The sequence below is a fragment of the Emergencia sp. 1XD21-10 genome (genome assembly GCF_009936045.1).
Lineage (GTDB): Bacteria > Bacillota > Clostridia > Peptostreptococcales > Anaerovoracaceae > Senimuribacter > Senimuribacter intestinalis.
The window spans coordinates 137,525-160,492 of the sequence record NZ_QWEQ01000011.1 but is presented as its reverse complement, the minus strand read 5'-3'; the positions used below and the strand labels follow the sequence as shown (position 1 = coordinate 160,492).

23 protein-coding genes and 1 pseudogene are annotated in these 22,968 nt (G+C 44.9%); 14 read left to right on the top strand and 10 right to left on the bottom strand.

Annotation, left to right across the window (positions count from 1 at the left end):
• Positions 1-11: 11 nt before the first annotated feature.
• The gene (locus tag D1151_RS08690) at positions 12-1,166 is read left to right on the top strand and encodes a BTAD domain-containing putative transcriptional regulator (RefSeq protein WP_161908624.1); all 1,155 of its coding nucleotides are present in this window, start codon (positions 12-14) and stop codon (positions 1,164-1,166) included.
• 159 nt (positions 1,167-1,325) lie between these two features.
• Positions 1,326-2,621, top strand: coding sequence for an ATP-binding protein (locus tag D1151_RS08685; RefSeq protein WP_160201620.1), 1,296 nt, complete (start codon positions 1,326-1,328; stop codon positions 2,619-2,621).
• A 117-nt stretch (positions 2,622-2,738) separates the two neighbouring features.
• Here the strand turns inward: D1151_RS08685 and ansA are convergent, their stop codons facing one another.
• On the bottom strand, positions 2,739-3,752 hold the full coding sequence (ansA, locus tag D1151_RS08680; protein ID WP_161908623.1) for an asparaginase: 1,014 nt from the start codon (positions 3,750-3,752) through the stop codon (positions 2,739-2,741).
• Between the two features lie 257 nt (positions 3,753-4,009).
• Here ansA and deoD point away from each other — a divergent pair, with 257 nt between their 5' ends.
• From deoD to D1151_RS08650, 6 genes are all read left to right on the top strand, one after another.
• Entirely contained in the window at positions 4,010-4,723 is a 714-nt protein-coding gene (deoD, locus tag D1151_RS08675) for a purine-nucleoside phosphorylase (protein WP_160201622.1), read from the top strand.
• A gap of 184 nt (positions 4,724-4,907) precedes the next feature.
• Entirely contained in the window at positions 4,908-6,035 is a 1,128-nt protein-coding gene (locus D1151_RS08670) for a helix-turn-helix domain-containing protein (RefSeq protein WP_161908622.1), read from the top strand.
• Positions 6,032-6,232, top strand: coding sequence for a PLDc N-terminal domain-containing protein (locus D1151_RS08665; protein ID WP_160201624.1), 201 nt, complete (start codon positions 6,032-6,034; stop codon positions 6,230-6,232). The genes D1151_RS08670 and D1151_RS08665 overlap by 4 nt, the downstream gene beginning before the upstream one ends.
• Positions 6,232-7,134, top strand: a complete 903-nt coding sequence (locus tag D1151_RS08660; RefSeq protein ID WP_160201625.1) for an ABC transporter ATP-binding protein — start codon at positions 6,232-6,234, stop codon at positions 7,132-7,134. Before D1151_RS08665 ends, D1151_RS08660 begins: the two co-directional genes overlap by 1 nt.
• On the top strand, positions 7,131-7,901 hold the full coding sequence (locus tag D1151_RS08655) for an ABC transporter permease (RefSeq protein WP_161908621.1): 771 nt from the start codon (positions 7,131-7,133) through the stop codon (positions 7,899-7,901). Before D1151_RS08660 ends, D1151_RS08655 begins: the two co-directional genes overlap by 4 nt.
• Positions 7,902-8,043: 142 nt before the next feature.
• A complete protein-coding gene (locus D1151_RS08650; protein WP_161908620.1) occupies positions 8,044-9,339 on the top strand; it encodes an ATP-binding protein in 1,296 nt (431 codons plus the stop codon).
• A 468-nt stretch (positions 9,340-9,807) separates the two neighbouring features.
• On the opposite strand, the gene D1151_RS08645 is transcribed toward D1151_RS08650, so the two are convergent.
• The 9 genes and pseudogenes from D1151_RS08645 to D1151_RS17340 form a co-directional block, all read right to left on the bottom strand.
• Positions 9,808-10,224, bottom strand: a complete 417-nt coding sequence (locus D1151_RS08645) for an aspartate carbamoyltransferase regulatory subunit (RefSeq protein ID WP_160201628.1) — start codon at positions 10,222-10,224, stop codon at positions 9,808-9,810.
• A gap of 31 nt (positions 10,225-10,255) precedes the next feature.
• Positions 10,256-11,185: an aspartate carbamoyltransferase gene (gene pyrB / locus D1151_RS08640; RefSeq protein ID WP_160201629.1), complete on the bottom strand. Its 930-nt coding sequence runs from the start codon at positions 11,183-11,185 to the stop codon at positions 10,256-10,258.
• Complete coding sequence (pyrE, locus tag D1151_RS08635; protein ID WP_160201630.1) at positions 11,186-11,824, bottom strand: orotate phosphoribosyltransferase; 639 nt, start codon at positions 11,822-11,824, stop codon at positions 11,186-11,188. It abuts the gene before it with no gap.
• Between the two features lie 34 nt (positions 11,825-11,858).
• A complete protein-coding gene (gene pyrF / locus D1151_RS08630; protein WP_160201631.1) occupies positions 11,859-12,557 on the bottom strand; it encodes an orotidine-5'-phosphate decarboxylase in 699 nt (232 codons plus the stop codon).
• A 191-nt stretch (positions 12,558-12,748) separates the two neighbouring features.
• Positions 12,749-13,660 carry a dihydroorotate dehydrogenase gene (locus D1151_RS08625; RefSeq protein WP_161908619.1) on the bottom strand — a complete coding sequence of 304 codons (912 nt, stop codon included), beginning with the start codon at positions 13,658-13,660 and terminating at the stop codon, positions 12,749-12,751.
• Positions 13,654-14,382: a dihydroorotate dehydrogenase electron transfer subunit gene (locus D1151_RS08620; protein ID WP_160201633.1), complete on the bottom strand. Its 729-nt coding sequence runs from the start codon at positions 14,380-14,382 to the stop codon at positions 13,654-13,656. Before D1151_RS08620 ends, D1151_RS08625 begins: the two co-directional genes overlap by 7 nt.
• Positions 14,363-15,643, bottom strand: coding sequence for a dihydroorotase (locus D1151_RS08615; protein ID WP_161908618.1), 1,281 nt, complete (start codon positions 15,641-15,643; stop codon positions 14,363-14,365). Before D1151_RS08615 ends, D1151_RS08620 begins: the two co-directional genes overlap by 20 nt.
• A gap of 85 nt (positions 15,644-15,728) precedes the next feature.
• On the bottom strand, positions 15,729-16,385 hold the full coding sequence (locus tag D1151_RS08610; protein ID WP_161908617.1) for a CvpA family protein: 657 nt from the start codon (positions 16,383-16,385) through the stop codon (positions 15,729-15,731).
• A gap of 409 nt (positions 16,386-16,794) precedes the next feature.
• A pseudogene (locus D1151_RS17340) lies at positions 16,795-16,968 on the bottom strand (ArsR/SmtB family transcription factor); the annotation flags it as partial.
• 170 nt (positions 16,969-17,138) lie between these two features.
• Here D1151_RS17340 and D1151_RS08600 point away from each other — a divergent pair.
• From D1151_RS08600 to D1151_RS08575, 6 genes are all read left to right on the top strand, one after another.
• Positions 17,139-17,981 carry a hypothetical protein gene (locus D1151_RS08600; RefSeq protein WP_161908616.1) on the top strand — a complete coding sequence of 281 codons (843 nt, stop codon included), beginning with the start codon at positions 17,139-17,141 and terminating at the stop codon, positions 17,979-17,981.
• A 138-nt stretch (positions 17,982-18,119) separates the two neighbouring features.
• Entirely contained in the window at positions 18,120-18,596 is a 477-nt protein-coding gene (gene tadA / locus D1151_RS08595) for a tRNA adenosine(34) deaminase TadA (RefSeq protein WP_201759546.1), read from the top strand.
• Entirely contained in the window at positions 18,593-19,471 is an 879-nt protein-coding gene (locus D1151_RS08590; protein WP_161908615.1) for an Ig-like domain-containing protein, read from the top strand. Before tadA ends, D1151_RS08590 begins: the two co-directional genes overlap by 4 nt.
• A gap of 53 nt (positions 19,472-19,524) precedes the next feature.
• The gene (gene ispE, locus D1151_RS08585; protein WP_161908614.1) at positions 19,525-20,469 is read left to right on the top strand and encodes a 4-(cytidine 5'-diphospho)-2-C-methyl-D-erythritol kinase; all 945 of its coding nucleotides are present in this window, start codon (positions 19,525-19,527) and stop codon (positions 20,467-20,469) included.
• Between the two features lie 14 nt (positions 20,470-20,483).
• Positions 20,484-21,152, top strand: coding sequence for a GntR family transcriptional regulator (locus D1151_RS08580; RefSeq protein ID WP_161908613.1), 669 nt, complete (start codon positions 20,484-20,486; stop codon positions 21,150-21,152).
• A 153-nt stretch (positions 21,153-21,305) separates the two neighbouring features.
• Positions 21,306-22,934, top strand: a complete 1,629-nt coding sequence (locus tag D1151_RS08575) for a LysM peptidoglycan-binding domain-containing protein (protein WP_161908612.1) — start codon at positions 21,306-21,308, stop codon at positions 22,932-22,934.
• Positions 22,935-22,968 lie beyond the last annotated feature (34 nt).

Genomic DNA, 22,968 nt, shown 5'->3' with positions numbered 1-22,968 from the left:
AATTGTTCTTTTTGGGAAATTTAAAAATTTTATATCGTGGAAAGGATATTACGACGCAGCTGGGAAGCAAGGCATGCGCACTAATTTTTCTGCTCATGGAAAGTAAGGGGAAAGGTCTTTCCCGGGAAAAAATCATCGCTTATTTGTGGCCGGACAGCAAGGAGGAGGCAGCCAGATATAATCTTCGCTATAACTTGTGGGAAATCAAGAAAATCATCAAAGAAGATGCAGATGGGAATTTGTTTTTGCTGTCGGATAACAATGCCTGCAAAATCAATGAGAACTATGCATATGGATGCGATTTTATAGAGGCGGCTTGCTTTGACCGGAAGAAAGAGTACACTATGGCAGAGCTTTTGCACTTTCGCAGTCTGTTTTCCGGGGAACTCTATGAGGGTGCTTTCTTCAAGGGGTGTGAGGAACTCAACAATCTGATTCTATATCGCAGAATTGAGTTTGAAAAGCTGAAAGTACAGGTCATGGAGTCGATGGCTGAACTGCTTGCGCAGGAAGAAAACTATGAGGGTGAGATTGAAGTGTTGCAGGAGATTCTCAAGATTGACCCTTATAATGAAGAAATTGCTGGTCTGGTGATGGACGCTTACTGTAAAATTGGAAAAAGAGCGGAAGCAGTCAATTTTTACAGAACCTTTAGTAATACGCTGGCATTCAGTATTAATATTGCACCCGGAGAAGTATTGACTGAGAAATACAGGCAGATACAGGATGGTGCTCAGTATGAGGCATTTGTTCGAAGAGAGCGGAAAGTAAAAGATTCTGCAGCGGTTTCTACAGAGGAGAGAGTTTGTATTACCTGCATGGAGGGTATTCCATACTTTTGGCTGTCTGCACTTTTGAAAGATCTTAAAGAACTGCACGGAGATTTGCTCTATAAAGCTTTGAACGAGCGTGATGTATTCTGCCTTGGCAGCATCCAGCAGGAGTTTTGGAAGAGTGAACTGGCTGGTCGTGACAGCAGCACACTGAAAGATGTAAATATTATGAATGCCTGTGTGAAAGCACTGAGTGCGGTAGCAAGCCACCGCAGTTTGATTATAGAAACCAGGCAGGGTGAATATATGGACCAAGTTTCCAGAGCTTTTGTGCGATATATGAAAGCAACCGCTGAAGAGCAGGGACTGAAAATTGTATTTTTTGAGAAATAATGACAGGAAATGATGGGCATAATAGAATAGAAAAGTGTTAAAGGTTGCAAAAATCTATTCTAAATGCGGTTAATATATTGATTTCCGTAGGTTTAATTGCTACAATAGAATAGAAAAGTGTTAAAAGTTGCAAAAATCTATTCCAAAGGAGGATTTGCTATGGAAATCCGAAGAGATTTTTATCTGGATAAATTGATAAAAAGAAAAAATAATGGACTGATTAAAGTCATCACAGGTATTCGCAGATGCGGAAAGTCTTATTTGCTGAATACTATCTTTTATCATCATCTTTTGGAGAGCGGTGTGGACAAGAGTCATATTATCCGTTTTGCCTTTGACTCTGCAGATGATTTGTTCCTGATTGGCGAAAGCCTAATTCAAATTGAAAAAGAAAAAAGAGGCGTGAATCCTGAAAAATTCATGGCATATATTAGAACGCAGATTGTAGACGATGAAATGTATTATCTGCTTCTGGATGAAGTGCAGCTGATGGATTGCTTTGAGGCTGTACTGAACAGCTATCTAAGAAAAGAAAATATAGATGTGTTTGTAACCGGAAGCAATGCAAAATTTCTCTCTAAAGATATTATCACTGAGTTTGCAGGCAGAGGTGATGAAATCCATATGTATCCTTTGAGCTTTGCGGAGTTTATGACTGTTTATCAGGGAGACAAGTATCAGGGACTGTCTGAATATATGCTTTATGGCGGTATTCCATTGGTGGTTCTTCGGGACGGAGCTGGAGATAAAGCGGCAGTCTTGCAGAATTTGTTTAACGAAATCTATATGCAGGATATTTATAAACGCAACCGTATTCGTAATCACGGGGAACTGGAGGATCTGCTGAATATTCTTTCCTCCGCTATCGGCTCTCTGACCAATCCGGAGAAGCTTAGGAATACTTTCAAAACTGTAAAAAAATCCCGAATCACTTCCGCGACGATTAAAAAATATCTTGCGTGTTTTGAGGATTCTTTTCTAATTGAATCCGCGCAGCGGTATGACATTAAAGGCAAATCATATATCGAAACGCCAAAGAAATACTATTTTTCAGATTTGGGACTGCGTAATGCGAGAATCAACTTCCGGCAGTTTGAACAAACGCATTCCATGGAAAATGTGATTTATAATGAACTTCGCATGCGAGGTTACAGCGTAGATGTGGGAGTGATTCCGATTGCAGAAAAGAACAAGGACGGAAAGGTAGTTCGAAAGCAGCTGGAGGTGGATTTTGTCTGCAATCTTGGCTCCGCTCGGTACTATATTCAGTCGGCATATTCTCTGCCTGATGAAGAAAAACGAAATCAAGAGATCAGACCATTCCGCAGGATTGATGATTCTTTCAAGAAAATTGTCATTACTGGGGACGTCGTACCTGCCCATTATGATGAATTCGGTATTCTGACTGTAAATATCTATGATTTTCTGATGGATCCTACTTGTATTGAAAAATAGACGAAAAAAGACGAAGTAAGTATACCTTTTCTTCGTCTTGCATCTATAGTTATTGTCTGCTGACAAGCAGGCTCCTGGGACCCACCCGAAGCTGTGCTTCGAGGAAGGGTGGGGTTGTTATTTCGTTAATTCCCCACGCAAATCTTCTTCCATCTTTGCCTTGATTTCTTCTTTTGGAAGATTGAGACTGAACAGGTAATATAGCTTGGCAACAGCAGCTTCTGTAGTCATGTTGTAGCCGCTGACGGCGCCGGCTCTTGTCAGTGCAGAACTGGTTTCATAGGCGCCCAGCTTGACGGTGCCCTGCTGGCACTGGGAGCAGACGGTGATGATGGTGCCGTGTTCAAAAGCTTTTTTGATAATCGGCAGCAGCGCATTATCGTAGCTTGGAATATTGCCTGCGCCGAAGGTTTCCAGCACGATGCCTTTCAGACTCTCCGTCATAATGGATTCAAAGAGACTGAACTGAATGCCTGGAAATACTTTTAATACACCGATGGAGGTCTGCGTAAACTCAGTGAGTGAAAAAGCAGCGTCTGGATTCGGTTCAAAGAGTTCCGCCGTATTGTATTTGATGTCGATTCCGGCTTCCGCCAGCGGGTGATAGTTGGGAGAATCGAAAGCGATGAGCCCGTCAGCGGAGGCTTTGGTTGAGCGATTTCCGCGCAGAAGTCTGCCGCCGAAATAAAGACTGACCTCACGTACGATACCTTGTCCGGCGATGAAAACGGAGGTAATCAGATTGTCTCTAGCGTCACTTCTGAGCTGACAGAGTGGAATCTGTGAGCCGGTGACAACTACAGGTTTGTTCAACCCTTCCAGCATAAAGGACAGGGCTGAAGCGGTGTATGCCATAGTGTCGGTGCCGTGAAGCACGACAAATCCATCATAGGCGTCGTAGTTGTCACGAATTGCCCTGCCAATCTGATTCCACTGCTCTACTGCGATATTAGAAGAGTCCAGCAGCGGTTCAAATTCGATCATGTCCCACTCCGGCATGCCCTCTCCTTTTAAATCGTCGATAGACGATATTGCATCGTGAAAATAACCCCTCTTTGGCGCATAGCCTTTGTCTGTGGGAACCATGCCGATGGTGCCGCCTGTATATAAAATGCAGATTTTTTTCTTCATATTAAAACCTCCGGTTATGTTGCTTACTCTATTTTAGCATAAAGGCAGATAAAATAAATAAAAAATTTCCGATGAGAAACTTTAGAAATGAAAGTCTGAAAAAAGTAAAAATCCAACTTGCCTTTTCCAAGCTTTTATTCATAATAAAAAGAGAATCGGATGAAGGGGGAAATTATTTTGCAAATTGCGCTGGTATAAGGGGGACTATATTGATATAATAAAATAAACGAAATAGAAATGAAAAGGAGATGATTGATATGTCTAATATACCTACCCCACATATTTCAGCGAAGCTGGGCGATTTTGCAGAAACCGTACTTATGCCGGGCGATCCGCTGCGCTCTAAGTTTATTGCGGAGAATTTTCTGGAAGGCGCTGAACTTGTCAACAATGTAAGAGGTGTACAAGGATACACTGGTACATATAAGGGCAGGAAAGTATCCGTCATGGCTTCCGGTATGGGAATGCCTGCTATCGGGATTTATTCTTATGAGCTGTTCAACTTTTATGATGTAAAGAATATCATCAGAGTCGGCACTGCCGGCGGACTTCGCGAGGAAGTTAAAGTCAAAGATATCATCATGGGTATGGCTTGCATGACCAACTCCAACTGGGCTGCTCAGTATGAAATCAATGCGGTGCTTCCTGCTGTGTGCTCCTATGATCTTTTGAAAAAGGCTGAGCAAGCGGCTGCTGATTTAGGCGTTAAACCGCATATTGGCACGATTTTTTCATCAGATGTATTCTATGACAGCACCAGAGATTACGACAAGTGGAGAAGCATGGGCGTGTTGGGCGTAGAGATGGAAGCGGCAGCGCTGTACATGCAGGCTGCAAAAGCCGGAAAAAATGCGCTGTGCATCTGCACCGTATCCGATCACATGGTTACAGGGGAATCCTGCAGCTCAGACGAAAGGCAGACCGCATTTACTACGATGATGGAAATTGCGCTGGAAACAGCAATTAGATAAGATCAAATTTAATAGAACAGAGAAAACAGGGTGAACCGATGATGGTCAGCCCTGTTTTTTGTCTGTTATGGTCTCTTTTCCAGAGAAAAAGTTTCCTGCCGGTTGATTTATCTTCGCGAAATATCGTGCATCTCTATTGAGCAGAGTGAGCGGGCTGGATATAATAACTGTAGGAGGTGTAAGGATGAATATTTTGAGTTTTTCAGAGAACATCACTTGTTTGCGCAGGGGACGGGGAATGACCCAGGAACAGCTGGCGGATTTTCTTGGCGTAACTAAGGCGTCTATATCTAAGTGGGAGACGAAACAGTCGCTGCCGGATATATTGATGCTGCCTAAACTTGCTGCTTTCTTTGATGTAACAATCGATCAACTGGTGGGATATGAGCCGCAGTTGAGTAAAGAACAGATACAGGGGATTTATGAGGAATTGTCGGAGGAATTTGCGATACGGGAACGGTTTGAACAGACCATGAGTCGGAGCAGGAAGCTAGTGAAGCAATACTACAGCTGTTATCGTTTTTTGTTCTATATAGGTTCGCTGTGGATCAATCATTTTATGCTGGCGGAGAGCAGGAAGCAGCAGGAAACGATTTTGGAAGATGCGATAGCCCTCTTTGATCATATCAGTTCTCAGAGTGGGGATGTAGGTCTTTGCGGTGATGCGCAGATGATGCGTGCTACAGCACTGTTACAGTTGGGAAAAGCTGCGGACGTTGTAGAGTGTTTGGAAGAAACATTGAGTCCATATCGTTTAGCGGTACAGAGCGACGGGCTTTTGATTCAGGCATATCAGATGCTAGGAGAAAATGAGCAGGCGGATAGCTTTGCGCAGGTAAGCATGTATATACATCTAATCATATTGATGTCTGATGCAGTTTGGCGCATGTCGTTAAGGAAGGATGACCGGAATTTTTGCATGGAAACCATCAGGCGCGTGGATAGCCTTTTGGAAGACTGGAATAAGGAGATGACGCATCCCAACGAGGCCATATATCATATGCAGGCAGCCGTTGTTTATATGTGTTATTCCATGCATGAAGAGGCTTTGAACCGTTTGGAACGCTACGTAAAATGTATCGGAAGCTGTGAAGAAAACGGATTTCGGCTTTGCGGCGACAGCTATTTTGATAAAATGGGGGATTGGTTTGAGACGCTGGTGCAGGGCGGAGGAGCGCCGCGCAGTAAGAAAGTGATTTTGGAAAGTGCTGCGCAGATTTTTCAGCATCCGGCGTTTGCGCCTATACAGAAAGAACCGCGTTTTTTAGCAATAAAGCGTTTATTAGAGACCATAGGAGGGCAGGAAAGATGAGTTTGCGAGAATTAATGCCGTTTCTCATTCCACTGGCAATTGCGGAGATTGCGCTGCTGGCGTTTACCATGTGGCATATATTGACCCATGACAGGTATAAAAGGGGAAACCGGACGATTTGGATCATTGTAGCCATTGCTGGTATGCAGTTTATTGGCCCGGTGCTATATTTTTTACTGGGGAAGGAGGATAACTGATGAATGTACTGGAGCTTCGCAATGTTTCAAAGCGCTTTGGCGCAAACAGTGTGTTGAATGATTTGAATTTTTCTGTTCCAGAGAATAGTATTTTCGGATTTATTGGAGAGAATGGTGCAGGGAAGACCACTACCATGAAGCTTATTTTAGGTCTGATGCAGCCTGATAGTGGGGAAATTCGTGTGCAGGGGGAAAAAGTCCTGTTTGGCAGCAGCCGGACCAATCGAAACATAGGGTATCTGCCTGATGTACCAGAGTTTTATGATTTTTTAACACCAATGGAATATCTGAACTTATGCGGAAAAATATCCAAAATACCGAAGGCGGAATGTGAACATAGAGTTAAAGACCTGCTGGTGATGGTAGGGCTGGCGGGAAAGAATAAACGTATTCATGGCTTTTCTAGGGGAATGAAACAACGACTTGGTATTGCACAGGCACTGCTTACACAGCCGAAGCTTTTGATTTGTGATGAGCCTACTTCAGCCCTTGATCCGGCGGGCAGACGTGAAATTCTGGACATTTTATCGGAGGTGAAATCTCAGACGACGGTTCTGTTCTCGACGCACATCCTGTCTGATGTAGAGCGAATCTGTGATGAATTTGCGTTTCTTCACGGTGGAAAGCTTGCTGCCTGGGGAACTATGGAGCAGATGAGAAAGCTGCGTGGCAGTAATGGGATAGAAGTCGAATTTGACACTGCGGCAGACGCTGCGTTATTTGCGGAGCGATATCCGCAGGTCAGAAGGACAGGAAGCTGCAGACTGCATTTTGATGATAAAGGAGTGGACGATATGCCCGCTATTTTAGAGGATTTATCGCACAGCGGTCTTGCAGTTCAGCGAGTAGAACAGAAGGAGCCAGCGCTGGAAGATTTATTTATGGAGGTGATGGGAAAATGATGGAACTGCGAGCATTTACATGGAAAGAATTTTTGTGGGCAGCGCGGACGGGAAAGCTGATGTTTTTGATGATTCTCTTTGTCCTCTTTGGCGTCATGAATCCTGCAATCGCTAAAATGACACCGTGGCTGATGGAGACATTAGCGGGAGATTTGGCAGACAGCGGTTTTCATATAGTGGCGACTACTGTTAATGGACTGACTTCGTGGAATCAGTTTTGCAAAAATATCCCTCTGGCTATGATTGTGTTTCTCTTACTTTTTTCTGGTATATTGACCAGCGAATACGAAAAGGGAACACTAACTATGATGCTGGCAAAAGGTTTGGCGCGCTGGAAAATCCTTGCGGCAAAGGGGCTGGTTACGGGAATCCTTTGGACCGCAGGCTATTGGATGAGTTTTGCCATTACATGGGGTTATAACCGCTTTTTCTGGAATGACGATAGTGCAGCGTACGTTTTTGCTGCTGGTGGGTGCTACTATTTGCTGGGATTATGGCTGATTACATTGGTTTTACTTATGTCGGCAATTTTCAAAACCGGCGGAGCCGCCCTTGCCGCTGTAGTTTGCAGTTTTGCTGCGGTATATTTGCTAGGATTTCTCCCCACAATTAAAGAATATCTGCCGGGCTTTTTGTTCAATGCCCAGACGTTACTTGCTTCCGCAGCAGAGCCGGCGGATTTTGTGCCTGTGATTTTGATAACCATTGCCATAAGTGTTGCAAGTTTGGTAAGTGCTTTTATCCTGTTTGCACGGCGGACGGTTTAGAAAATATGGAAGGTTCGTATCAAATTGAGTTGGGATCAATGAAATATTCGTGTAATTTAACGCGAATCATTCGATAAAAATTGTTGAAATGAACATGAATATCTGATATGCTATAGGTAACACTCTAAGGGAGGGTTATTCTATGGATAGAAAGATTACGAAATTTTTGGAGGAGTGGAAGGAAAGCCAACACCGCAAACCTCTTATTTTACAGGGGGCAAGGCAGGTTGGTAAGACCTATTCGATTTTAGAGTTTGGTCGTACTTACTATGAGAATGTGGTGTATTTTAACTTTGAAACGAATCCTGCGTTGAATAAGACTTTTGAAGAGAATATCAGTCCTGATTATCTTATACCGATATTATCTCATATTGCAGGTCAGACGATTATCAGAGAGAAAACGCTGATTGTTTTTGATGAGGTGCAGCTTTGCGAAAGGGCGTTGACTTCACTGAAGTACTTTTGCGAGGATGCACCAGATTATCATATCATTGTGGCAGGTAGTCTGCTGGGCGTAGCGGTCAATAGAGCCAGCTTTTCTTTTCCTGTTGGCAAGGTGGATATGAAAACCTTGTATCCGATGGATATGGAGGAATTTATGCTTGCTATGGGCGAGGATTCACTTGTAGAGCAAATTAAGAAGTCCTTTGCTTCTGATACGCCACTGCCGTCAGCATTTCATGATACGGCGATGAAACTCTATCGCCAGTATCTGGTTGTAGGTGGTATGCCAGAATGTGTGATGCAGTTTGCAAACACAAGGGACTATGTCCTTGTTCGTCATATACAGGATACAATTCTTGCAAGTTATCTGAATGACATGAGCAAATATAACAATCTAAATGAAATAAAAAAAACGAGGCTTGCCTATGACAATATTACTGTGCAGCTTTCAAAGAAAAATACTCGTTTTCAGTATAAGCTCGTAAAAAAAGGCGGGCGCGCTTCAGAGTTTGAAAATGCTATTGAGTGGCTTTGTCTGTCAGGTATCGTGTCACGGATTTACAAGGTAGAGCAGATTAAAAAGCCCCTTGAGAATTATCGCGACATTGACTCGTTCAAAATATATGTGTCGGACTTGGGACTGCTTTGTGCGAAAAAAGATTTAACCGCGGATGATATTCTCTACATGACATCAGAAATTAATGACTTTAAAGGCGGCATGACCGAAAATTATGTCAATGTACAGCTTGCAATAAATGGATATAATACGTATTATTGGATGTCCGAAAGAGGCGCAGAAATTGACTTTGTCATTCAGCGTGATGGCAAGCTGATTCCTGTTGAGGTCAAGTCTGCTGATAATACGAAAGCGAAAAGTTTAAAGGTCTACATGGAGACTTATAAGCCGGCTTATGCAATCAAGCTTTCTGCGAAGAATTTTGGCTTTGAGGATGGAAAAAAGACGGTGCCGCTTTATGCAGCATTTTGCATTTGATTTAAAATAGGATGTGCTAGGTGAAAAAACAGCAGCCAGGGAAATTCTTTTGGCTGCTGTTTTGGTTTGCGCGCCATGGGCGCGCTCTAACGGGTGAAAGACCCGAACACGCCTAGGCAACGAGGAAGTGTATAGCTGAACAGCAAGGGTGTCCATCGTGAGATGGAATCTGAAGGAAGCTGTAGGCAAACCCTTGGTCCGACGGACAAGAAAATATAAACCGCCGCCAGTCCGCAGGGTGGAGATACCAAAACCTGAGGGTGCCATAACAGCTAGATACAAAAGGCAATAAGCAACAAGAGATTAGCCGAATATGGGCTAATCTCTATGCTGGACTATTACACCGCAAGGTGTGTTACACGTTAAGTTGGTTGAACCGACGTGTACCGAATGGTACGCACGGTGGTGTGAAAGGCCGGAAATTTCTCAATTAGAGAAATTTTCTCCTACTCAATCTATAATTTTTGGTTATTTACTTTCTGCATCGCAGTATACGCATCTGTAAACCTGCTTTTCTTTGTCGACCAGTTTAAATTTATGTACGATTTCCTGCTCAATGGAAGTGATACATCTAGGGTTTTTACACTTGATTACATCGGTCAGAGTTTCCGGCAGTTCCAGATGTTTCTTCTCGAACAGTTTACCGTCTTTTACGATGTTGACGGTGATGTTGTCGTCAACATAACCCAGAACATCAAAATCCAGATCGATTAGCTGGTCGATTTTGATGATGTCCTTTTTGCCGTATTTGGAGCTGTCTGCATTCTGAATGATTGCAACACAGTTATTAATTTTGTCCAGTCTGAGCAGCTCGTAAATCTGCATGCTCTTTCCTGCTTTGATATGGTCCAGTACGATACCAGTGCTTACGCCATCTATATTCATAAGTAATTCCTCTCTTTCTTTATTGCTTTAATTATGCTTCTCTCTTAATTCCCAGTAAGTAAAGAATCAGAGCCATTCTAATGTGCTTGCCGCACAGTGCCTGGAAGAAGTAAGCGGCTCTCGGGTCGTCATCCACTTCTACAGAGATTTCATTGACCCTTGGCAGTGGGTGCATGATGGTCAAATCTTCTTTTGCAGCCTGCAGTTTTTCTAAATCCAGAATGTAGCTGTCCTTCAATCTGATATAGTCTTCTTCGTTGAAGAAACGTTCTCTCTGTACACGGGTCATGTACAGAATGTCTAGCTCTTCCATAGCGTCTTCCAGTCTTTCAACTTCTTTCCATTTTGCGCCGGCTTTGTCCATGGATTCCTTCACGTAGTCAGGTACCTGCAGTTCCTGCGGGGAGATGAGAACGAAGCTGACGTTTTCGTATCTCAGCATTGCTTCGATGAGGGAGTGTACGGTTCTTCCGAATTTTAAGTCGCCGCAAAGACCTACCGTCATGTTGCCCAGTCTGCCTTTTTTTCTCTTGATGGTCAAAAGGTCGGTCAGGGTCTGGGTCGGATGGAAGTGACCACCGTCGCCGCCGTTGATGATAGGTACGGTAGTTCTCTGTGCAGCTACAATCGGCGCACCTTCTTTTGGATGGCGCATTGCGATGATGTCTGCATAGCAGCCGACAGTTCTGATAGTGTCGCTTACGCTTTCGCCCTTTGCTGCGGAGCTGGAGCTTGCTTCAGAGAATCCTAGCACGCTGCCGCCCAGTTCAAGCATTGCAGCTTCAAAGCTGAGCCTGGTTCTGGTGCTCGGTTCAAAGAACAAGGTCGCCAGTTTCTTGTGTGCGCAGATGTCTTCGTATGCAGCATGGTTTTCCACAATGTCATCAGCCACACGAATTAGCTCATCGATTTCTTCGATGGTGAAGTCGGTAATGTTGATAAGATTTTTAATTTTGTTCATTTATTTGTCTCCCTTCATCCAACCTTCATCAGAAGGATTGTCTCTAAACTTTAAGATTCTCTCTTTATCAGAAGCCTTGATATAGCCTGTGTCAGCAGCGACTTCTACCAAAGCGTCAAGGTCACATAAGCTTACGTTTTTTACGTTGTGCTCCGCAAATCTGTCCAGACCCTTTTTCATGCCGTAGGTGAAAATGCTGGCAATACCCAGAACATCAGCGCCTGCAGCACGAAGGACTTCTACAGTATCTATTGCAGAGCCGCCTGTGGAGACCAGATCTTCCACGACAACAACTTTCTGACCCGGAAGGAGTTTTCCTTCAATCTGGTTGGTTCTTCCGTGGTCCTTGGCGGAACCTCTGACATAGCCCATAGGAATGTTCATCAGGTGACCGACGATTGCAGCGTGGGCAATGCCTGCGGTGCTGGTGCCCATGACAACTTCGCACTCGGAAAAGTGCTCTTTGATGGTGGCAACCAGTCCTTCTTCTACCTTAATTCTTACCTCTGGTGCGGTCAGGGTCAGTCTGTTGTCACAGTAAATCGGACTCTTAATGCCGCTTGCCCAGGTGAAAGGTTCTTCTGGTCTTAGGAAAACTGCCTCGATGGACAGAAGCCCTTTTGCGATATCTGTTTTCATAAAAAGTTCCTCCAATCTATATATAAAAAATGTATTAGCCTATAAATTCTCTGCATACGCGTTCGTAAGCCGCTACTGGATCATCTGCCTTGGTAATGGGTCTTCCTACGACGATATAGTCGCTTCCCAGTTCCTTTGCCTTTTCCGGTGTGGTGACTCTGACCTGATCGCCTTTGTCGCCGTCGGCAAAGCGCACGCCCGGGGTTACGGTGAGAAAAGATTCCCTGCAAGCCTGATGAATTTTGCCGGATTCCAAAGGGGAGCAGACAACGCCGTCAAGACCAGCTTCTTTTGCGTTTTGTGCATATTTGGTTACCACTTCGTCAAGGGGCGCATCGATGAGCAGCTCCTTTTGCATTCTTTCCTGACTGGTGGAAGTCAGCTGCGTCACTGCGATGAGCAGCGGGCGACTGCCGTCTTCTCTGGTTAAGCCACGGAGCGCAGCTTCCATCATGTCTTTGGTACCGGCAGCGTGCAGGTTACACATGTCTACATCCAGCTTGGATAAAGCTGCCATAGCTTTCTCCACAGTATTTGGAATGTCGTGCAGCTTCAGATCCAGAAAAATCTGATGCCCTCTATCCTTGATTTCCTTTACGATGGCAGGCCCTTCGCTGTAGAAAAGTTCCATGCCGATCTTTACATAAGGCTTTCTGCCTGTGAACTTGTCTAAAAATGACAGCGTATCTTCCTTTGACGGAAAATCGCAAGCGATGATTACATCTTTACCCATAATATTCCTCCTATCTTAACCGAAATCTGAAAAAAGTTGATTTTATGTATAAATTCTCGTCTGTTTTAGTCCCGTTTCAGCTGAATTTTATACATTTTTTTGAGAAAATCTTGATTTCGGTTAACTTTTCGCGTTTTTGTTATACTTAAATTCAAGTTATTTGCGATATAAGTTAAAATTCTATATTCGTCTTATTTGACACAGCCTATAATATCTGCCAGCTTTTCAATGCCCAGTTCTTCGCAGACAGAAGGCAGCTCTTCGATGATTTCTTTGCAGGCAAACGGATTGACAAGGTTTGCCGCGCCGACCTGAACTGCCGTCGCTCCAGCCATCATCATTTCGATGACATCACGGGCAGAGCTTACGCCGCCCATGCCGATGACCGGAATATTGACTGCATTTGCAACCTGATAGACCATGCGAACTGCAACCGGAAAGATTGCCGGACCGGAAAAACCGCCCATTTTGTTGGCGATAACAGGTTTTCTTCTATTGATATCGATACGCATGCCAAGCAGCGTGTTGATCAGGCTGATGCCGTCTGCTCCTGCGTCTTCGCACGCCTTTGCGATGGATACGATGTCGGTTACATTTGGACTCAATTTAATGTAGACCGGTTTGGTTGTGACAGCTTTCACGGCTCGGGTTACTTCCGCAGCGCTTTCAGGCAAAACTCCGTATGCCATGCCGCCGTTGTGGACATTAGGGCAGCTGACGTTGACTTCGATGATGCCAACCTGCGGCTGTTTGTCCATGGCTTTAGCACATGCTACATATTCGTCCAGAGAAAATCCGCTGATGTTGGCGATTAGGGGTTTGTGATAGAGTTTGGCAAGCTCCGGCAATTCCTTTTCGCACACCGCATCAAGTCCCGGATTTTGCAGACCAACTGAGTTGATCAGACCGGAAGGACACTCCGCAATGCGGGGCAGGGGATTGCCGAGGCGGGCGTCTTTGGTGGTGCCTTTAAAGGAAATAGAGCCAAGGATATCAAGGTCGTAAAGCTCCGCAAACTCCTTGCCGTAGCCGAAGGTACCGCTGGCAGGAATGACAGGATTATCAAGGGTGATACCGCTTAAGGTTACTTTTAAGTCTACCATTTGATTTCCTCCTTATATAAAATCGGTCCGTCTTTGCAAATGCGCTTGTAGCCGTACTTTGTTTCGCAGGTACAGCCCATGCAGGCACCGAATCCGCAAGCCATTCTCGCTTCAAAGCTGAATTGTCCGTCTGGCGCCTGGTCGTAAACCGCCTTTAACATCGGCTCAGGACCGCAGGTATATACATAATCAAACTCCAGATTTTTCATGGCATCTGTGACAAAGCCTTTGATGCCGAAAGAGCCGTCTGCTGTGGTGATGATAGGCTCGATTCCCAGTTTGCGGAACTCTTCTGTCAGGATGATATCGCTCTCTGTGTTGAAACCAATCACAACCTTTGGGGTAACACCTTGTTTTGCCAGGCTTGCGGCAAGTCCGTAAAGAGGCGGCACGCCGATACCACCGCCCACCAGAAGGGGTTGTTGTTTGCAGTAGGAAGTGTCAAATCCGTTGCCAAGAGGCAGCAGCACGTCAAATTCGTCACCTGCTGCAGACTGGGCCAAAGCTTTGGTTCCCTGACCGACCACCTTGAAAATGATGGTGACAGAAGTTTTATCCCAGCAGCAGATAGAAATTGGTCTCCGAAGATAAAAGCCGTCCAGCTTGATATTGAGAAATTGCCCCGGCATAGTGATTTTACTGCAGTCACCGGTTAAGGTCATAACATAAATGTCGTTTTGAATTTGGCTGATACTGCTTACTTTAAGCGTTTGTCTCATCATATACGATTTCTCCTTCCACCAGGGTCATCACTACTTTTCCATAGACCTTCCAGTCCGTAAACGGGGTTGCTTTGCCCATGCTGACGAAGTCGCTCGGATCGATGGAAAAGTGTCTGTTTAAATCTATTACGGTAAGGTCGGCAGGTGCGCCGTCTTCGATTACTCCGCCTTCAAAGCCGAAGCGTCTTCTTGGATTTATGCTCATCACCTCGATGAGTTTTTCCAGGGAAATGATGCCTTTCTTTACCAGATGTGTATATAAAATCGGAAAGCTGGTTTCAAGACCTACGATACCGAAGGCGCTGCCTGCCAGTCCCTTAGATTTTTCTTCTTCGCTGTGGGGTGCATGGTCGGTGGCAATCATGTCAATCGTACCGTCGCAAAGGCCTTCAATCAGAGCGTCCCGATCGGCCGCAGCGCGCAGAGGCGGATTCATCTTGAAGCGTCCATCCTCCTGTAAGTCTGCGTCACAAAGGACCAGATAGTGGGGACCTGTTTCACAGGTCACATCCACGCCGCGGGCCTTTGCCTGCCTGATGATGTCAACGGTTTCCTTTGTGGAAATATGGCAGACGTGATAAGATGCGCCGGTCTTTTCTGCCAGCTGCACGTCGCGTTTCACCTGACCCCATTCGCTTTCGGAGCAGATCCCCTTGTGATTGTGAGCCTTGGCATATTCGCCGTCGTGAATGTAGCCGCCGTGGAGCAGGCTTTCATCTTCGCAGTGGGCGACAATCAGCTTGCCCAGCTCTTTGGCTTTTTCCATGGCTTCTTCCATCAAATCACCGGTCTGCACGCCTTTGCCGTCATCGGAAAAAGCGCAGACATAAGGCGCCATGGCTTCCATATCAGAAAGAGCGCTGCGCCCGTCCTGATTCTGGGTAATGGTTCCGTAAGGAATGGTTTTCACTTTTGCGTCTTTTTCGATAATAGAAAGCTGCGTCTGCAGAGACTCCATATCAGAGGGAACCGGCTTTAGGTTCGGCATTGGGCAAACACAGGTATAGCCGCCTTTTGCAGCCGCCGCCGTACCGCTTGCAATCGTTTCCTTATAAAAAAATCCGGGTTCGCGTAAATGTACATGTACATCGGTGAAACCCGGAATGATAATACGGTCTGTGCAGTCAATGATACTACTTGCGTGGTCTGTATCGAAAGTATCTGTGGAGCTGACAAAAACTTTTCCATTGGAAACAAAAACGTCTTTTTTCTCAAACCCGAGGGGTGTCAAAACCATACCATTTTTTAACAAAGTCGTCATGTATTTGCTCCTTTTCTCAATATTAATCCTTATTTTTGCTCAAATCTTCAATATATTAGCATAGAATCAGAATACTGTCAATGGGCTAAGAGAAAAAATCTCGCACTAAAATCAGCAGCATATTATCGTCGTAGAGTATGCTCGCTGCATAGGAATTTTCCATGGCTTTTGTGATGGTCTCTGAAAGGTCGGGGACTATCAGACTCAGCACCGGCACTAGTACTGCAAAACCTAGAAGCAGCAGAATCAGTCCTCTTGCGATACCGAAGAGAAAGCCGAGAAATCCATCAAGAAATCCAGTGATTCCTTCGTTGTATCTGCGGGACAAAAGCCGTACCAGCCCAAAGCAGATTAGCTTGATGAGGAATACCACAGAGAGGAAGCCGATGACCGTCATCAGCGATGAAGTGATAGATGCGGCGGTATCCTCTGCAAGAGCCGCAGTACCGTCATCAATCCAGTCATGGAATAAATCCGGCAGCGCCAGGTAAGCGCTGCTTTCATTGACCGTAGTTTGGATATGGGAAAGAATACCGTTGTGAATGATATCATCCAGCTCTGTGTAATCCATGAGAAAGTTTTTTGCTGTGCCGCACAGAATAAATCCGAGAATCACGCATACAAACCACTGCATAAAGCTGACCACGGTCAGTGCAAAACCCTTGCGGGCGCCAAGCGCTGTTGAGAGTACGATAATTCCCAGTGCGATAATATCTATAATAAGTCCTGAACCTGTTGACATAATATCCTTTTCCCCGTGAAAGTTTTATCTTGTTTTTTGTGCTCACCGTGGGAGCGTAAATTTGCCTATTGCATAATCTCTTGTTTCGTGGTATATTGATGTCAAGAGGAAACCGTTGAAAACGGTTGACCGGGGTTAAAAGATAACCGCTTGAGTCTGCGAAACTATCGGCGGTTATTTTTTATTTCCTCGAATCATTTCTATCAATGTAATTACCATTAAGATGATTACTAGAATTTCATAGGATGAAATAGTATCACCTCCCATTTGTACAATTCGGATTTTTCACCGTATATGTAGTAGCAACGGAAGGTCAACCGCTTTCTTAGTTCGTCCTCTTGACTATTTGATTATACCATGCCTTGTCCCTACGGACAAGGTTCTTTGTTTTTTTGGTTACCGTGGAAACTCAGTAATTAAGATATCGTAAAAGCCGTTGCTCTATCCCATAGAATTTGTCTTTTCGCAGTTGGTAGTAAACGTATTTCCTAACCTTTTGTGTTGTGACAAAACCACCTTCTTTCAGCTGTTTCAGATGAAGTGAAACCGTAGTTGGAGACAGAGAAAGTATTTCTGCCAGTTCCTTGGTCGCTGCTTCTAATCAGTATTGGATATTTCATGTGGAATTTAAAGAAAATAGAAAACTTGGACTGGGCGTGCATATTTGTGCAGCCCTTTTCAAGTTTCATGCATTATGCGTTGATTATGCGCATATATTTAGTGGTAAGAAAGTCGAAGCATGGGAGTGATGTTATGTCGGATTATAGAAAATTCATCATAGAAGTGAAGCGGGTACATACAGGATATAGATTGTGGAAAAGAGGGATGGATGCTGCTAACTGCATCGTAGAAACTTACAAAAACAAGCGGTCTGTTTATTTTGCGGTTTCTAACCTGCTTCCGTCGGATGTGCTCATGCGAGAGTACAATAAGGAATATCATTTGCTTCTGATCGGTGTAGATGAGGGCGAGCTGATCCATAAAGACTTTGGGGTATTTCATGTAAATTCTGCGGGAGAGGGAAGCCTTTTTAAGAAGTTTACGGGACCCTCCATTGAGTGCTACACCCATTGCCTTCTTGTAACCCTATCTAAAGAGGACGGCTCCACAGAGACGATTTTCAGCGGAACTATGCCATTTTATCAGCCGGCAGCAGATGTGAGCACAGAAGCACCTATAGAGGATTGTGATGGGAGCGAACAAGGCTGGGAAAGTATTTTTTCTTGTTTTTGTGAAGAGGATGCTGTGGAAATCTTCGACAGACAGAGAGATGAAACAGGCGCAAGGTGGTGCAGAATCAGTAAAATTGACCAGCTGCCTCAGTCGCTTGCTGCCTGCAGCGACTGCATTGAGCGCTATGGACACTATACAATTGGAAAATATGAAGACCGCTGGTTTGTTGGCGTGCCGGGCAGATTCTTGCAAAAAGAGCAGCCTTGCAGAGAGCAGGGATGTTTTCTGTTGTGGCAGCCTATTCGCGGCGGCGAAAAGTACTTTAGCGACTTATCAGAACTGACAGGAAAGCTGCAGGAGGAAATCTTCGGATACTGGATTGGAGGTATTGATAAAGAGAGCGGCGAGGTTTTGCCGCTGTGATTTTGAAAAAGGAATGCGCTTTTTGCCGATATAACCTGTTTGGCAGAGGCGCTTTTTAATATACATTCATACATGCACGCAAATCAATACAAAAAACTGTTGAATACTGTATGGAATTGTGGTAACATTGAAAGGTATATGAATAAGTTTATGAGAGAGGCCCTAAAGGAGGCGCAGAAAGCCTTTGAGCTGGGGGAAGTGCCCATCGGGGCGGTCATTGTAAAAGATGAGCAGGTTATTGCAAGAGGTCACAATTTAACGGAAACCAGCAAGGATCCTACAGCCCATGCGGAGATGATTGCAATTCGCCGGGCGGCAGAGGCGCTGGGCGGCTGGAGGCTTCTTGGCTGCAGCCTTTACGTTACAGCTGAGCCTTGTACTATGTGTGCGGGCGCCATGATTTGGGCGCGTATAGAGAATCTGTACATCGGTACCATGGATCCAAAGGCGGGAGCTTGCGGTTCGGTTTTCAATGTACCGGCAGAAACGCGGCTGAATCACAGAATTCATGTAGAAACAGGCATTATGGAAGACCAGTGCGCACAGCTTTTGCGACAGTTTTTCAGCCAGCTTAGACATAGAAAGAAAAAGAACAAATCGGAGGAACAAACATGAAAAGAATAGGCGCAATTGTATGCCTTGCAGCATTGACGATAATGATGACTGCTTCCGTATGCTTCGGAGCACAGTCCCAGAAGCTGGAGATTGTGGACATGTATCCGGAAGACGGGCAGAAGAACACCAGTATTGAGAATATGAGTGTGAAGCTGCACTTTAATAACGAGATGGGTAATGAAGCCTCTGCAAAGGCTAACGCAAAAGCTTTCAGCATTACAGATGATGAGGGAAAACAGATTCCAATCAGAATCTTTTATAACCCAAAAGATTCCAAAGAAGTTATGGTATTGGCAGATACAGTAAAACTGAACGATAACGGACAGAGACTGAAGGACAATACCAAATACACTTTGCATATTTCAGGAGATGTAACAGATAACGATGGAAATGCGCTCGGAACAGATCAGACGGTGTCTTTCACCACACTGAATCAGGGTCAGAACACGAAAGTTTACATGATAATGATGGTTATCATGTTCGGGGGCATGTTCTTCTTTACGTCCAGACAGGCGAAGAGACAGATGGCAAAACAGGAAGAAGAGGTCGGAAGAGAAGAACCGTTTAACCCATACAAGGAAGCAAAGAAGACCGGTAAATCCGTACAGGAAGTTATCGCTGCTCACGAGAAAGAGGTAGCAAAGAGAGAAGCTAAGGCAGCAAAGAAAGCGAAGAGAGCCGCAAGTGACGAAGACGAAGATGACTACTACGAAGAAGAGAGCGGCAACTATAAGGTAAAAGGGCCTAGACCGATTTCCGCAGGCGGCAGTAGCTATGTTACCGGAAGGAAAGCTTTGGCAGAGGAAAGACTTGCAGAAGAAGAGAGACTTGCAAAGAGAAGAGCTGCCAACAGCAAAAAGAAGAAAAAGAAATAACTGCGAATACGAAATGAGCGGAATTCCGCTCATTTTGCGCATTGGAAATAGATATGAGAGAAATAAAGATACGTTCTTTTGCAAAAATCAATCTGTCCATTGATATTACTGGTGTTTTGGAAAGCGGTATGCATCAGGTGGACATGATTATGCACCAGCTTTCTTTTCACGACGATGTAGTAGTTAAGTATGCGCCGATGAAGAAAAAGCGGCGTGGAGAGTTTGACATTCGTGTTTCGACTAACCGCTACTATATCCCCACCGACGAAAGAAATCTGGCATATAAAGCGGTACAGGCGATGATGGAGGCCTATGGCAGGCGGGTGCCTGGCGGGAGAGTGGAAGTCCATATTTTTAAGCGAATTCCGGTAGCTGCAGGGCTTGCAGGAGGCAGCGGAAATGGAGCTGCTGTTTTACATGGTCTGAACCAGCTTTGGAAGCTGGGGCTTTCTCTGGAAAGGCTTTGTGAACTTGGAGCAACGCTGGGCTCGGATGTGCCATTTTGTGTCATGGGGCAGGCGGCAATGAACTTCGATATACCGAAGAAAGTTAGGAGAAGTCCTTTGGCGGCAACCTGCGGCAGGGCAACGGGAACCGGAACAGAGATTGTACCGCTGCCAGGAATTCGGAAAGCCCTGGTTATTGCAAAACCACCTATCGGTGTTTCAACAAAGGAAGTGTATGGCGGCATTGACGGCTGCAGGATTGAGAAAAGACCCGATAACGATGCACTGACGACAGCTCTTAAGCAGAAAGACTGCGGACAGATTTATGCCAACTGTATCAACGTTTTGGAAAACTACACACTGCGGGCTTATCCCAAGGTGCAGGAGTTAAAGGATATATTGCAGGCAGATTCCCGTGTTGAATTGGCGCTGATGAGCGGCAGCGGGCCGACCGTGTTTGCTATGTGCAGAACCATTGCGGATGCCAAGGTGGTGTGTGAGAATTTGCGGCAAGAGGGTTATGAGGCTTACTGGACAAAGACAATCAAGTGAAGTAGGAGAAAGATATGTTAAATTTTGATTTACAGAACCATAGACCATTAAGAGAAATCGTTTATGAGCAGCTGAAAATGCAGATTTTGCGCGGTAAAATTGTACCGGGAACCCGGATGATGGAGGTTGAGCTGGCTGACGAAATGGGTGTCAGCAGAACGCCGGTAAGAGAAGCTATCCGGAAACTGGAAAAGGAAGGGCTGGTAACGATTGAACCCAGAAAGGGTGCCTATGCCTCGGATATTTCCCTAAGAGATATGGTAGACACACTGGAAGTTCGTGAGGATTTGGAAGGATTAGCTGCGGCGCTGGCGGCAGAGCGGATGACTGACGAACAGATTCAGGAGCTGACAGAGATTTCTAAGAAATACAGAGAAGCGGTTAAGAACAGTGAAACCGAAAAGATGATTAGCTATGATGAACAGTTTCATAGATACATTGTAGCCTGCAGTGGAAACAAAACTCTGCTGCAGATAAGCGGAACGGTGCAGGAATTGGCGCTGCGTTTCAGATATCTTTACTATGATGATTTTTCCAGATATGAATTTATGCCGGTAGAACACCAGCGCATTATCGACGCAATTTCCAGCCATAATGTGGAAGACGCAAGAAGCATGGCTGATGTTCATGTAAAGAAATTGAAAGAATTCGTCATTCGCGAGGGCGAAGAGGAATTCAAATAATGACGGCTCTCAGAGCCTTTATACTTGAGAGACCAGAAGAGTCGGAGTAATCCGGCTCTTTTTCGCTGGAGTAATTCTTCTAATCGGGCAGTTCTTTTTTTCTTCCGGTCAGCATAGAGTTTTAGCAGGAATCATTTTGAAGGGAGAAGAACTATGACTTACGAAAAGGATATACCGGAATACGCCCTGCAGCCGGCAAAAGCGCCGAAAACCGTTCCGGCAGAAGCCATCTATCATACACAGAAAATTACCTATCCGGCGGAGGAGCAAACGGTTACTTATGAGTTTGAAGAGGACATTTTAGTGCCGGATACGAAACCGGATATGCGGGAAATACTTTTGATGGACGCAGGATGTGACATTATGCCTACTGAGAAAAAAGTATCTCCCAAGACCGATGACCTTCTGAATATTACAGGAACGCTTACAATTCAGACCATATATGCTGCAGAGTCAGAGGAAAAAGAACCCATTTCTATTACCTCAAAAGTACCGTACAAATACCAGTGGAGCCTGAACCCGATGGCGCAGGCAGAAGGTGTGTTTGGATGTCAGGTAAAAAATCTGGATTACATGATTGTCAACGAGAGAAAGTTTCGTGTAAAAATTACGCTGGAATTTACTGGGCAGCTGTTTTGTCAGAGAGAGTTTCAGTTTTTTGACGGACTGAAGGATGAATCGCTGGAAACAAAACGGACTCAGGTTTCCATGACCTGTCTGGAACTGACAAAGAAAGATGAAGTCACCATTGATGAAACCTTTAAGGGAAAAGACAGTTCACTGCGTCCGGAATATATCTTAAAGCAGGACTTTGCTATTACGGAAAACTACCGCCAGGTAACGACAGAGAAAGTTGTTATCAATGGATTTATTTTCTGCAGTCTGTTGTACTGCGCGCAAAGCGAAGAAGAGGGCAGCGGTTCTGTGATTTGTCAGCATAATCAGCGAATTGAATTCACACAGTTTGTGGCAATTGATAAAGAGCAAAGAGGAAAGAACTGGACTGCGGTAAAGACTTCTTTTTCAGGTAAGAACCTGACTGTTTCCATTGACCGTGGAGAAGAGGGAGAAGATGAGGCACAGTTTAGAATCAAGGGAGATGTACAGACACGAGTAGAACTTTATGAAATGCGGCAAAAGGATATCATTGTAGATGCCTATCATTTGGATAAAAATTTCCAGTTTCAAAAGGCTAAGGAGCAGGTGTCTAATCTTGCCGGAGAAGCGATGGCGGAAACAGAAGTCCGGGAGATTATCAGCCTGCCAGAAGGAATAAAAGCTGCGGAGACAGTATACTGCACCGGCACTGTGCAGGAGTGCAGCTGCAGTCTGGAACGGGGCAGAATTATAGCGACAGGAAGTATCGCCTGCTGTGCGCTATGGAAAGATCAGGACGGAGATTACCGCAGTACGAAAGTTATCGCAGACTTTCGCGGTACAATGGATATGGAAAAAGCGCAGGTTACGCAAAAAGCCAGCTGCAGACCGGTGGTAAAAAGCGCATGGGTGGAACTGATTAATGAAAAGCAGATTGAAATCAATTGTACTGTTTCTCTTTGCGCAGCCCTCTATGACGATGATGAAATGGCACTTCTCAATCAGCCATGTTTTATGGAGAAGTCAACAGAAAAGCAATATCCGATGGTCATTGTAACATTAAAAAAAGATGAAACTCTGTGGGATTTAGCAAAACGTTACAAAACTACGCAGGCTCATATCAGAGACGCAAATCAGCTGGAAGAAGAGCCGACAGAAGGAAAAAGGCTGTTAATTATCAAATAAATGTTTAGATTTCAGATTTCTGTCCATACTCGAA

What these genes read in the sequence shown, in the direction of transcription:
- D1151_RS08685 (WP_160201620.1), top strand. Translation starts at nt 1,326, where the DNA reads ATGGAAATCCGAAGAGATTTTTATCTGGATAAATTGATAAAAAGAAAA.
- ansA (WP_161908623.1), bottom strand. Translation starts at nt 3,752, where the DNA reads ATGAAGAAAAAAATCTGCATTTTATATACAGGCGGCACCATCGGCATG.
- deoD (WP_160201622.1), top strand. Translation starts at nt 4,010, where the DNA reads ATGTCTAATATACCTACCCCACATATTTCAGCGAAGCTGGGCGATTTT.
- D1151_RS08670 (WP_161908622.1), top strand. Translation starts at nt 4,908, where the DNA reads ATGAATATTTTGAGTTTTTCAGAGAACATCACTTGTTTGCGCAGGGGA.
- D1151_RS08665 (WP_160201624.1), top strand. Translation starts at nt 6,032, where the DNA reads ATGAGTTTGCGAGAATTAATGCCGTTTCTCATTCCACTGGCAATTGCG.
- D1151_RS08660 (WP_160201625.1), top strand. Translation starts at nt 6,232, where the DNA reads ATGAATGTACTGGAGCTTCGCAATGTTTCAAAGCGCTTTGGCGCAAAC.
- D1151_RS08655 (WP_161908621.1), top strand. Translation starts at nt 7,131, where the DNA reads ATGATGGAACTGCGAGCATTTACATGGAAAGAATTTTTGTGGGCAGCG.
- D1151_RS08650 (WP_161908620.1), top strand. Translation starts at nt 8,044, where the DNA reads ATGGATAGAAAGATTACGAAATTTTTGGAGGAGTGGAAGGAAAGCCAA.
- D1151_RS08645 (WP_160201628.1), bottom strand. Translation starts at nt 10,224, where the DNA reads ATGAATATAGATGGCGTAAGCACTGGTATCGTACTGGACCATATCAAA.
- pyrB (WP_160201629.1), bottom strand. Translation starts at nt 11,185, where the DNA reads ATGAACAAAATTAAAAATCTTATCAACATTACCGACTTCACCATCGAA.
- pyrE (WP_160201630.1), bottom strand. Translation starts at nt 11,824, where the DNA reads ATGAAAACAGATATCGCAAAAGGGCTTCTGTCCATCGAGGCAGTTTTC.
- pyrF (WP_160201631.1), bottom strand. Translation starts at nt 12,557, where the DNA reads ATGGGTAAAGATGTAATCATCGCTTGCGATTTTCCGTCAAAGGAAGAT.
- D1151_RS08625 (WP_161908619.1), bottom strand. Translation starts at nt 13,660, where the DNA reads ATGGTAGACTTAAAAGTAACCTTAAGCGGTATCACCCTTGATAATCCT.
- D1151_RS08620 (WP_160201633.1), bottom strand. Translation starts at nt 14,382, where the DNA reads ATGATGAGACAAACGCTTAAAGTAAGCAGTATCAGCCAAATTCAAAAC.
- D1151_RS08615 (WP_161908618.1), bottom strand. Translation starts at nt 15,643, where the DNA reads ATGACGACTTTGTTAAAAAATGGTATGGTTTTGACACCCCTCGGGTTT.
- D1151_RS08610 (WP_161908617.1), bottom strand. Translation starts at nt 16,385, where the DNA reads ATGTCAACAGGTTCAGGACTTATTATAGATATTATCGCACTGGGAATT.
- D1151_RS08600 (WP_161908616.1), top strand. Translation starts at nt 17,139, where the DNA reads ATGTCGGATTATAGAAAATTCATCATAGAAGTGAAGCGGGTACATACA.
- tadA (WP_201759546.1), top strand. Translation starts at nt 18,120, where the DNA reads ATGAATAAGTTTATGAGAGAGGCCCTAAAGGAGGCGCAGAAAGCCTTT.
- D1151_RS08590 (WP_161908615.1), top strand. Translation starts at nt 18,593, where the DNA reads ATGAAAAGAATAGGCGCAATTGTATGCCTTGCAGCATTGACGATAATG.
- ispE (WP_161908614.1), top strand. Translation starts at nt 19,525, where the DNA reads ATGAGAGAAATAAAGATACGTTCTTTTGCAAAAATCAATCTGTCCATT.
- D1151_RS08580 (WP_161908613.1), top strand. Translation starts at nt 20,484, where the DNA reads ATGTTAAATTTTGATTTACAGAACCATAGACCATTAAGAGAAATCGTT.
- D1151_RS08575 (WP_161908612.1), top strand. Translation starts at nt 21,306, where the DNA reads ATGACTTACGAAAAGGATATACCGGAATACGCCCTGCAGCCGGCAAAA.